At 55.4% G+C, this 11,422-nt stretch carries 6 protein-coding genes; 3 read left to right on the plus strand and 3 right to left on the minus strand.

The features are described 5' to 3' along the window. The first annotated feature begins 12 nt into the window (after positions 1-12). Entirely contained in the window at positions 13-1,326 is a 1,314-nt protein-coding gene (locus WC598_RS12505) for an RDD family protein (RefSeq protein WP_372961839.1), read from the plus strand. A 71-nt stretch (positions 1,327-1,397) separates the two neighbouring features. On the opposite strand, the gene WC598_RS12510 is transcribed toward WC598_RS12505, so the two are convergent. Beyond that, on the minus strand, positions 1,398-2,057 hold the full coding sequence (locus tag WC598_RS12510) for a TfuA-related McrA-glycine thioamidation protein (RefSeq protein ID WP_372961840.1): 660 nt from the start codon (positions 2,055-2,057) through the stop codon (positions 1,398-1,400). Continuing rightward, on the minus strand, positions 2,020-3,231 hold the full coding sequence (locus WC598_RS12515) for a YcaO-related McrA-glycine thioamidation protein (protein ID WP_372961841.1): 1,212 nt from the start codon (positions 3,229-3,231) through the stop codon (positions 2,020-2,022). The genes WC598_RS12510 and WC598_RS12515 overlap by 38 nt, the downstream gene beginning before the upstream one ends. A gap of 205 nt (positions 3,232-3,436) precedes the next feature. On the opposite strand from WC598_RS12515, the gene WC598_RS12520 reads away from it, so the two are divergent. Next, the gene (locus tag WC598_RS12520; protein WP_372961842.1) at positions 3,437-6,076 is read left to right on the plus strand and encodes an MASE3 domain-containing protein; all 2,640 of its coding nucleotides are present in this window, start codon (positions 3,437-3,439) and stop codon (positions 6,074-6,076) included. Between the two features lie 139 nt (positions 6,077-6,215). Here WC598_RS12520 and WC598_RS12525 read toward each other — a convergent pair whose 3' ends face one another. Continuing rightward, entirely contained in the window at positions 6,216-10,376 is a 4,161-nt protein-coding gene (locus WC598_RS12525; protein WP_372961843.1) for a PAS domain S-box protein, read from the minus strand. A gap of 579 nt (positions 10,377-10,955) precedes the next feature. Here WC598_RS12525 and WC598_RS12530 point away from each other — a divergent pair. Continuing rightward, on the plus strand, positions 10,956-11,411 hold the full coding sequence (locus WC598_RS12530; RefSeq protein ID WP_372961844.1) for a response regulator: 456 nt from the start codon (positions 10,956-10,958) through the stop codon (positions 11,409-11,411). Positions 11,412-11,422 lie beyond the last annotated feature (11 nt).

Below are 11,422 nucleotides of genomic sequence, written 5' to 3' on the forward strand. Positions count from 1 at the left end.
AATTTATATCTCATGTCCCGGTGCCCGCGGTGCAGATCTGAAGTTGCTGATGAACTGACGCACTGCCCGGTCTGCCGTAAAGAGTTATCCGGGTGTTTATATGCCCCCACCGGCCCGGGCGGGAGAACCGGCTCACCGGCTCCCGATGTTTCGGGCAGCCGGATCGGGTATGCCGGGTTCTGGCGGAGATTCTGCGCAACGATTCCCGACCTGGTTGTTGTGGGAATTGCTGCAATTCTGATAAAATATACCCTTGAAACGTACAGGATGCCCTATCCCCTCCTTGCGACCCTCTTCCTTTCCGGTGCGTTCTACCTGCTCCTGTACTCGCCCTTCTGGTTGAGTTCCCGGTACCAGGCAACGCCCGGCAAGCTGCTCTTTAAGGTCATGGTTGTGTACGACAACGGGCGACGGCTCCCCTTCACCCGGGCCCTGATCCGGGAACTGGGGAAATATGTCTCTCTTCTCCCCTTTGGCCTCGGGTTTTTCCTGATCGGTTTTACGAAAAAGAAACAGGGGATCCACGATCTCCTGGCCATGACCGTTGTTGTGAAGCGGTCGGACAGCCACATCTACGAGCGAACGAACATCCAGAATCCCGTTGCCGTGAAAAACCGGATCAGGGCTTCCGGCCTGATAATCTGTATATGCCTCGCCTGCACCCTTGCTCCCATCGCCTACCTGGGAACCCTTCCTGCAAAAACCGTGACCCCGCAGTTCTTCGCGGCCCAGGGCCTGAGCTCGGCCGCCGATACCATATCCGGCTCAAAATACCCTCAATACTCCCTTGATGTCTATGATACCGCGATAGAACTCCAGCCGGAGGATACCGCGATCCAGATAAAAAAGCTCTATGTGCTTGACCGCCTGGGCCGGGTGGACGAGGCGCAGGTGTACCTGGAGGAGATGATAGTTCTGCACCCCAACGAGACAACACCGGTCATCTTCAAAGGGGATCTTGCGCTCCAGCAGGGAAAATTTTCCGAGGCCCTGACCTGTTACGAGTCGGCGCTCGCAGCAGAACCAAAGAATGCCAGGATCTGGATCAAAAAGGGCGATGCACACCTTCTCATCGCCGTGACCGGGATGCAGGAGATGCGGGACATGTACCGGAATCTCACAGCTCATACGGGGAAGCCCGGTACTATTCCGCGTGCTGCTCCGGTTGATGCCTTCCAGACAACCCAGCCCTACCAGGATGCCGTAAAAGCGTACAACAAGGCGATCGAGCTCGACCCTATGACCAGCGTTGCCATATCCGGCCGTATCCTCTCGTCAACAGGAAACCTGGTCAATACCTACCAGGGAATCCTGGAGGATATGTAGCGGGGCGGGCGGGTCTTTTCCCCTCTCCTTTTCCTGTGCACATGCAGAACGCAGGAATTAAAAAAAACCGGCTATGGGGCCTCTTCTGCCCCGGTAATTCCCCGGATATATTCGAGCGCAGCAACCGCATCCCTGCGCTTCTGGTCAACAGCATGGGTTTCCACCCACGTGAGAAACCGCTCGCCGGTACCGCCGCTCACTGAATCGCCGGCCCGGGTAACGATCGAGCGGTATGTCCGCTGCGGGTAGAAGATTGCCCGGGCCGCGGCAAGCAATGCTTCGTGTTCCGCTGCATCAAGGATCCCCTCCTCCTGTGCATGGATGAGCGTGAAGCGGATATTGATGAGCGGTTCCGAGAGCGACATACCCGAGACCGGGTCGAAAACAAGGGCCACTTCGTCATCGGAGATGAGATCCCCCCTTTTATACATCCGGTAGATCTCGCCAATGCCCACCATCCCGAGCGTATCCATCTCTGCTGCCCTGAGGGCTCCCATGCTCGACGAACCGACAACGCGGACGCCTTTTTTTACTGCGGCGAGGATCTCCCGGTGGGCAACGGCGCTCTCCTGGTGGAAAACGCCATCGATCAGTCCGATGATTGCGGCTCCCTCCTCTGCTGCCCGGAGGAGGTCGCCCCTTTTTGCGGGAGGACGAAAGTCTGCCGCCAGGATTGTTTCTGCGGCTGCCAGATCAAGACTTGGCCCGAGAAAGACGATGATCCCTTGCATATTTCACCCGCTCCCCTTTCCGCTCCGGATCCATGGCATATGCTTCAAGGCCCGGCACGATCACCCGCACAACCGGAACACCTATCTCTTCCCGGGTCAGGTCAACGACAATGACCCGGTCCAGGCCCTTATCTGCCAGGCGCTCAATGATGAGCTGGATGTCCGTTGCGAAATCATCGCTGTCTGCCGATGGCACGTCCCGGTACGGGACGGTCCCGTTGTCCTTGTACCAGTAGCCGTTGATCCGCTTTGCCCGCTCGTAGCCCATCTTCTTCCGGAGCTCGGCAAGGGTGGTATCCTCGCGGGCCCCGTGGATCTGGGTGAGCCGGCTCTGCGCAACCTCGGTGAGTGCTCGCATGACTGCGATCCGGGCATTGGTGTGCGTTCCAATCCCTATGGTGAGAAGCGAGGGATCTTTCAGGAGCACATCGTCGGATACCGCGGCAATCGTCGGGATCCCGATGTCGCTTGTGATATCCCGCACTTTGACCTCGACCTGTGCATCGGCAAACTTTTTGAGCATCTCCGCAAGCGCCGGGTCGTCAATGTCCGTGAGGCAGGGTCCGGTATCCCGGCAGGCCTCGACCAGCGACCAGGCGTCCCGCTCGATCACTTCCGAGAGGGCATGGAAGATCGCCTCCTCGATCGTGTTGCCGGAGGCAAGGCCGTTGGTGTTGGTGCGGAAGAGCCCCCGGTAATTGTGGGGGAGGGGGTGGAAGACCGCAAACGAAGGTACGAAGATCGCGTGATCATTGGCTATATCATATCCCTCTGTCCACGCGATGAGGCGATCCGTATCCGCCCCCTCGGGAAGGATCAGGTCCTTTGGATCGAGTACCTGCCCGTGGGCATGCATCTGCTGGAACGGGGCAAGGACGGTCCTGCGGTCGTGGAGTTCGGACGAGTACCGTTCGATCCCCTCCATGATAGCGGAGATCCGCGACTCTTCAACGGTTGCCCCTTTCCCGTTATACACCGTGATGGCCCCGGACTCTGCGGTCGGGCGGATGCAGGAGAAGACCGGAATGCCGATGCGGTCGAGGCTCGTGATGTCAGCAACCCTGGTGATACCGGCTGCCGGAACCTTGGGTTCGATCCGGGCAAGCGTCTCGCCAAGGGGAACTGCCCGCTGCGTCTCGTTATAGTAGGTCTTTTTGCAGGAGTGGATCTGCATGGATACTCTCTTAAGTATAACGTGAACGCTGCCGGTGTTTATAGGTGATTATTTCCGGATGCCGTATTTCCTTATGGTCAGGATTTCGTGAAGGGTCTGCCCGGTGGATCCCTGCGGGAATCTTTAAAGGGGAATTTTTCTGTCGGAAAAACCATATACCCATGACGTCCAAGAGAAGCATATCCAGAACAGGCCGGGTGGAGCAATGGCGGATGACAATTCAAAGGTTCCGGAGGATCTGACCCCCCTCACCTCCCCGGTCTCTTACCTTCAGGTTGTCCTGCTTGCCGGAGTACTTGTAGCCCTCTATCTCATCAGTACGGCAAATTACCTCCTCTTCCATGGTATTGTTGAACTCGCGGGTATCGCGGTTGCCTTCTCGATCTTCATCATTGTCTGGAACACCCGCCGGGTGATCACGGACGGGTTTTTCTTGATCATCGGGATCTCCTTTCTCTTTTTCGGGAGTATCGATCTCGTCCATACCCTCGCATACAAAGGGATGGGCATTTTTCCCGGCAACAGCTCGGACCTTCCCACCCAGCTCTGGATTGCGGCACGGTATTTCCAGAGCATCGCGTTCCTTGCAGCAACCCTCTTTATCGGGAGATCCATAACGAAAGACCGGAAATATGATGCCGGTATCATCATTGCAATCTGCACTGCAGCCTGTGCAATCCTGTTCTCCAGTATCTTTGTCTGGCAGAACTTCCCTGCCTGTTATGTCGAGGGAACCGGGCTTACCCTGTTCAAGATCACAAGCGAATACATCATCTCGCTCATCCTCATTGCCACGATAGTTATCCTGTACATGAAACGGGAGCATTTTGATCCCGTTGTCTGGAAACTCATCATCGCAGCCCAGGTGTTCCTCGTTCTCGGGGAACTTGCGTTTTCTTCGTATGCCAGTGTATTCGGGTTCATGAATATGCTCGGGCACCTCTTCCGGCTCATCTCCGTCTATCTGTTCTACCGGGCATTTGTTGTGGTGGCATTGACAAGGCCTTATCATCTCCTCCTCCGCGAACTCAAGCAGAACGAGGTGACCCTGCGGGCGGGCGAGAAGAAGTACCGCACACTCTTTGAGAATATGCTGGAGGGGTTCGCGTACTGCCGGATGATCTACGATGTGGAGGGCCGTCCCGTTGACTGGACATATCTTGATGTGAATACTGCGTTTGAACGGATGACCGGTCTAAAAAACATTGCCGGAAAACGTGTCCTTGAGGTAATACCGGATATTCGCACATTAACGCCTGAACTTTTTAACACATACGGACGCGTTGCCTCAACGGGAAAACCGGAGATATTCGAGATCGATTTCAAACCCATGGGCATGTGGCTGAAAATATCAGTCTTCAGCCCGGAAACGGGGTATTTCGTTGCGGTATTTGAGGATATGACAACGCGTAAAATCGTGGAAGGTGCGCTCCGCGAAAGCCGGGAGATGTACCGCGAGCTGGTCGAGAATATCAGCGACGTGATCTTCTCACTTGACCTGCAGGGTAATTTCACCTATATCAGTCCGGCTATCGAGCGGCAGTACGGCTACACTAATGAAGAGATTATCGGGAAGAATTTCTCGAAGTTTGTTTATCAGGGGGACCATACAGCCTGTCTTGAGGCCTTCAGGAAGCGGCTGGACGGAGAGTACGGCCCAAGCGAGTTCAGGGTTGTAACAAAAGAGGGCAGAATCCAGAACGTCATTGTCTCACAGCATCCTATCTTCAGTAAAAACGGCACGGTTGCCGGGTTCAATTATATCATGACCAATATCACGGAACGCAAGATCGCGGAAGATGAGGTGAGGAAAGCTCGGGACTTCTACTTGAGCGTTCTCAACGATTTCCCGAACCCGATCTGGAGGGCCGGGGTGGATGGGAAATGCAACTACTTCAACAAAGACTGGCTTGCATTTACCGGGAGGAACCTTGAGCAGGAGCTCGGTGACGGGTGGGCAGAAGGTGTCCACCCTGACGATCTTGACCGATGCCTGAAGATCTATCTCGAAAATTTCAATGCCCGGAAACCTTTCGATATGGAGTACCGGCTCCGGTATCACGACGGTACCTATCGCTGGCTGTACGACAGCGGGAAACCAATCTCTTCCCAGAACGGGGAATTTGTAGGGTATATCGGATCCTGCTATGATATCCATGACCGGAAGCTGGCGGAAGATGCCCTGCGGCAGGCCAACACCAAGCTGAACCTTCTCTCCAGTATCACCCGGCACGACATCAACAACCAGCTCTTCTCCTTAAAGGCATTTCTCGAACTTTCGAAGGAGACGTTAAACGATCCGGCAACGCTTTCGGAGTATATTCTCAAGGAAGAGCGGGCGGCAAATGCCATCGAGCGCCAGATCGTCTTCACGAAGGAGTACCAGGATCTGGGAGCGAACGTCCCGACCTGGCAGAATGTGGGAGCAGGGATCAAAAATGCGCTGGCGTTGCTGCCCGTGCGGGATATCAGGATCTCAGAGGATGTGGACGCGGTGGAGGTGTATGCCGATCCGCTCTTTGAGAAAGTGTTTTACAACCTGATCGACAATGCCCTCCGGTATGGCGGACCTGCCATGACCATGATCCGGATTACCTCGCAAGAATCAGGACCGGGCCTTATCCTCTCCATTGAGGATGATGGAGCCGGTATATCTGCACACGACCGGATGCGAATCTTCGAGCGGGGATTCGGGCACAACACCGGCCTTGGTCTTTTCCTTTGCCGCGAGATTCTCGCAATTACCGGTATCACGATTACTGAAACCGGTGAACCCGGCAAGGGGGCACGGTTTGAGATCACGGTACCAAAGGGAGGGTACCGGTTCACTGGAGAACGCACCTGAATGGTACGGGTCTGCATCCGCCCGGGCCAGCCTCTTGGTGCGGGACCGGCCGGCTTTGACCGTTCAACATTTTTAAGGCATATCAGAACTCTTTTGAGTGGATAAGCACCCCGTCCAGGTCGAACGTGGTTTCAGTCGCTTACGATCTCTCATCCCTCGCATCCGGCAGGGTGAACCGGAAGGTTGCGCCTTTTCCGGGCCCATCTGATTCCGCCCAGATCTTCCCTCCGTGTACTTCGATGATCCGCCGCACGATCGTCAGGCCGATGCCGGTACCGTGCGTCGAGACATCGAGCCGTTCGAACAGGTTGAAGATTCGTTCGAGATAGCGGGGCTCAATCCCGATGCCGTTGTCCTGCACGAAAAAGACCGGTGTTGTCCCGGACATGTCAGCTCCTATCCGGATCACCGGATCCGGCCGGCTCGCGGTAAATTTGATCGCATTCTCCAGGAGATTTACCATGACCTCCCGCATACGGGCATGATCAACGCGTACCACCGGCAGACCGGGTGCGATCTCGACCTTGATGTTCCGCTCGGCAAGCGGCCCGGCAAGCGGCCCGGCAAGGAGATCCACAGCATCCTCTGCAATCCTGTTAAACGCGATCGTTTCCGGCGGATTGACAATCTTCCCGATCCGGGCCAGTTCCAGGACATCCGCGAGGAGTTCCTGCATGGTCTCGGCCGCTGCCATGATGCGGTGAAGATCTTTTTTCAGCTGGAGCGGGTCCCCCTGCCGGACATCCTCCTCAATGAGCCCGGCAAATCCCTTGATCGTAATGAGCGGGCTCTTGAGGTCGTGCGAGACGGTGTAGGTGAAACGTTCGAGCTCGGCATTCTTCTGTTCGAGTTCTTTTATTAAGTGTTCCCGAAGTACCTCGGCCAGTTTGCGATCGGTCACATCTTCAAATATCGTGGCAAATTTCCCTGGTCCAGGGGAATAGGCCGATATTGCAAAGTGTTTTTTTAACGGGACAAAATACTCTTCAAACCATGCCGGCTCGCCGGTGGCAGCAACCCGGGCATAGATATCCAGGTACGGGGGAGTGGTAACCTCGTACACCTCGCGGCTGGTTTTTCCGACAACGGCCTCGCGGCTGATCCCGATGATGGACTCAAACGCCGGGTTTGCATCGATAATCCGGTAATCTATGGGATTACCGGAAGGGTCATACACCATCTCGTGGAGTGCACTCCCTTCTATCATCCTCGTGAAGAGCACACGGTATTTCTCCTCGCTCCGTCGCAGCGCATCCTCTGCCATTTTTCGTTCTGTAATGTCCTGTCCCTGAGCGATCGTTGAGATGATCTTTCCTGCCGGATCAACAATATTTGCCGAATTCCAGAGTACTACCCGGGTCTCTCCCGATACATGGAGGATTGGAATTTCAACAATCTCCCACCGCTCTCCGGCAAGGGTTTTTCGTATCTGCTCAAGGGATGCAGCCCGGCTCGTTTCCGGGAAAAGTATTTCGAGATGCCGGTCGATGACTTCCAGCTCGGTCCTTCCGGTCAGGCGCTCGAACGCATGGTTGAACCGGGTAATCCGTAGCTCCGGGTCCCAGACGATAATCGGGGCATTGGCATAATCTATCAGGTTTTTGAGGTAATCGTTGGTTTCGCGGAGCTGCTTCTCGGCCAGCCTTCGATCGGTGATATCCCGTATATTGCACTGGATGACGGTGGTGCGGGAATCAAGCGGATAGACGTTGCTGACAAATTCAACGTCGATCCTCCGCCCATTTCTGGTTTCGAGCGGGAGATCTTCGTACCGGAGGTATTCCCTGGTCAGCAGCTCTTCAAAGGCAACTTTTGACAGGAGCTGATCCTTGAAGAGTCCGATATCCCAGAGATGTTTTCCGAGAAGGTCTGGCGTCGGATACCCGAGCAGGGTCGCGATGAACGGGTTGGCATCGATAATCTCCCCGGTATCATAGTTCAGGATCAGGATCCCGTCCTTTGCAGATTCAAAGAGGCGCCGGTAGCGGGTTTCGGAGGATTTCAGATATTCTTCCGACTCTTTGCGCCCGGTGATGTCCAGCACCGTCCCGACAATGGCGATGAGATTGCCATTGGCATCATACCTGCCCTGGAACGTTGAGTGATAATAGCCAATGGACTTATCCGGCCGGAGAAACCGCTGTTCATACGTGCCCGGCTCGCGGGATTCTATCGCTTTTTGTATCAGCTCCCTGTCGCGCTCCTGTTCCCCGGGCCAGGGTGATAATGCAAGGATTGAGTCAATATCCGGATTGAACACGTTTGGATCAAGACCAAATATCCTGAATACCTCATCTGACCATTCGACACGTCCCGTCTTCATGTCCCAGGACCAGAAACCCAGGTGTGCCAGACCCTGGGCTTCCTGCAACCGTCTCCCGCTCTCGCGGAGTACCTCTTCGGTGTTCTTGCGATCCGTTATATCCCGGTTGGAGATCCGTGTTCCGATCCATCTGCCGTTCTCCGCATAGATGGGGCGACAGATATGACCGATCCAGCGAATCGTGCCATCCTTCCTGATAATGCGGAACTCAATCTGTCCCTGGTTTTCCTGATGTTGGAGTTCGGTATGGAGTAAGATATGCTCCTGCCACAGGGCATGGTCCTCAGGATGGATGATGCGGTCGATGAGGAATTTGTCCGCGATAAATTCTGCGGGCGAGTATCCGGTGATGCGCTGAACCGATGGGGAGACATAGTTGATATCCCTGTTCGGACTGATCCAGTACTCCCAGTCATAGGTCCAGTCAAGAATGGTGCGGAACCGCTGTTCACTCTCCCGCAAAATCTCATCTGCATGCTTGCGCCCGGTGATATTCATCGCAATGCCAACGAACAGTTTTTTTGACCCCATTTCCGGTGAATTGACAAATTGTCCCCGCGTGAAAACCCAGGCCCATTCCCCAGCCCTGGTCCGGATACGGTGTTCGCTCTCGTACATCGGTGTCTCACCCCGGATATATGCTTCAGCCTTGGCCATCCAGACCGGGACCTCCTCCTGGTTGTGGAACGGCAGCCATTCCTCCAGCGTGCCGGGAAGTTCCCCGTCCTGGTAACCAAGCAGTTCATGGAATCCTGCATCGAAGCGGACTTCGTTCGTATCAGTATCCCATTCCCATACACCGGCATTCCCCACACCAAGGGCCAGGGAAAGACGGGCTGTATTCTCCCGCAGCAGCTCCTCTGCCTCTTTCTGTGCCGTGATATCGATGATGGTTCCCTCGGCCACATCCCGCCCGGAATTATACCGGGCCGAGAACTGGCCCCAGAAGACTTTCCCGGTACTCTGGTTCCGGAACCGGACGATATGATTCTCGATATATCCTTTTTCCCGGAGAATCCGGCTCACTTCCGTGCGGTCTTCCGGATTGACATAGAGTTTGAGGACATCCTTTCCCAGGGTGTCTTCGACAGAGCCGAACCCGGCGAGATCGGCATACCGCTGGTTGCAGGCAACCACTGCTGCATCTTTGAGGCTCGTCTCAAAGAGCCCGACCTGTGCGAAATGGTACAGGTTCCGGTATTTCCGCTCGCTCTCGGCAAGCGCATGTTCCGCAGTCTTCCGCTCCTGTTCTGACCGGTCAATGGTATCCCCGATTGACCGGGATAATAAGGACACAGCAAAATAGGTGATAAAGAGGGTTGCAAGAATGGTAACCGCCGATGCGAGAACTACCGTGCTGTCAACATTCCCGGTAATAACCGCTTCGCTCCAGTGCGCCAACAATACTACGAGAAGCATCACCGGCAACAGACCGCGCAGGAGCCGGGCGCGGGTCGAATCTCCTGATATGCCTGAGAGGGGCCAGATCGCAGGTCCGGCTGCGGTAACCAGCCCGACACCCAGCACCCCGAATGCCAGAGCCGTGGTAAGTGCAACCGGAATGACGGTTCCGCCATAAAGAAGGGGGGCGCCATACAGGTACCCGATCAGGATAATTCCGCTGATCAGCGTAAGAACCGTACCCAGGAGTGCTGCGGGATCCCGCTTTTTTACCCGGAGCAGATGGATGGCACAGGATCCAAGGAGGAAACACCCTGCACTTACCGGGGACATCCGCCCAACCGGCACCAGACCTGACGTTCCGTTGGCAACAACAAAAAATGAATCGATTCCAAGGTCAATTCCAGACAGAATACCGGCAAGCGTCAGCCCGGCCACAAGGATGCAGGCACTTAAAAGAACAGAGACAACCACACCGGTGGCGCGATGTGAGGGAAGGGCAGTTGTTATGAGCAGGGCAATCCCGAGAAGCCCAACGAGAAGGGCAGTATTGGGAGCCATCGGGATATACTCCATGCGTATTCCGGTGAGGACACGCAGGCCCAGGCCCCACCCCAGAAGACCCAGGGATCCCATTACCATCAAAATTATTCCACATACCCGGGCAACCCGTCCAATACCGATCGCCACCGGACTGTCCGCCTCCATAATGCTCTCACACCCTCCCGGGTTGTTCCTTGTTCCGGCGGGAGAGTATCAGCCGCCCGCGGTATTCTCTCCTTGAAAGAGAAGACCCGGTTTCCATGCGGTTTTTCTGCGGGATTAACGGGGAATAACGGTGGGTGGGACTCCCCGGTAAACCCCGGGACATGTCATCCGCTGGATCACCCGCATGTGGCATACGGTGAACTTATGCAGAACAATTTATAAAACTTGTGCTGATTTTTTTCTCAAAGAGGAATATCCGGGGTACGGTGTGGCAGGGGTCCGGCCCGGTACTCCCCGTCCCGGCTCACAACGTCTGCCGATGTATGGGGAAAACCAGGTTTAATCAGAATATGTGGGGCAGGGTACAACGTTCCGGTTCACGCGGCCTCCTGCCGGAGAAGGATGCACCGATAACGATAATAATGGTAACATATAAGAAAGACTTCTATGGTTGATCTCAAAGGTGAGCCCCTGCATATCCTGCTTGTCGAGGACAATGAAGATCACGCCGAGCTGGTAATGCGGGGAATGAGGGACCAGCAGGTAGCGAACAGGATCCACCATGTGGCGGATGGCGAACAGGCACTTGACTATCTTTTTTCACGGGGGGTATTTGCGGACCCCGGGAAAAATCCGCGACCGAACCTTGTTCTCCTCGATCTCCGGCTTCCGAGGGTGGATGGCCTGGAAGTTCTCCGGATAATCAAGACTACACCGTCGCTCCTCCGCATCCCGGTGGTCGTGCTCACCAGTTCCGATGCCGAAAGCGATATCGTCAAATCCTTCGACTACCATGCGAACAGCTACGTGGTAAAACCCCTCGACTTCAAGACGTTTACGAACCTGATGAAAGATCTCGGGTTCTACTGGCTGGGCTGGAATGCAAAACCTCTGCCGGAGTGAGCCCGGGCCTT

Origin of the sequence: Methanoregula sp. (assembly GCF_041645475.1) — an archaeon.
Classification (GTDB): Archaea; Halobacteriota; Methanomicrobia; order Methanomicrobiales; family Methanospirillaceae; genus Methanoregula.

Coding starts and splice junctions, on each gene's coding strand:
- WC598_RS12505 (WP_372961839.1), top strand. CDS start 13: ATGTCCCGGTGCCCGCGGTGCAGATCTGAAGTTGCTGATGAACTGACG.
- WC598_RS12510 (WP_372961840.1), bottom strand. CDS start 2,057: ATGCAAGGGATCATCGTCTTTCTCGGGCCAAGTCTTGATCTGGCAGCC.
- WC598_RS12515 (WP_372961841.1), bottom strand. CDS start 3,231: ATGCAGATCCACTCCTGCAAAAAGACCTACTATAACGAGACGCAGCGG.
- WC598_RS12520 (WP_372961842.1), top strand. CDS start 3,437: ATGGCGGATGACAATTCAAAGGTTCCGGAGGATCTGACCCCCCTCACC.
- WC598_RS12525 (WP_372961843.1), bottom strand. CDS start 10,376: ATGGAGTATATCCCGATGGCTCCCAATACTGCCCTTCTCGTTGGGCTT.
- WC598_RS12530 (WP_372961844.1), top strand. CDS start 10,956: ATGGTTGATCTCAAAGGTGAGCCCCTGCATATCCTGCTTGTCGAGGAC.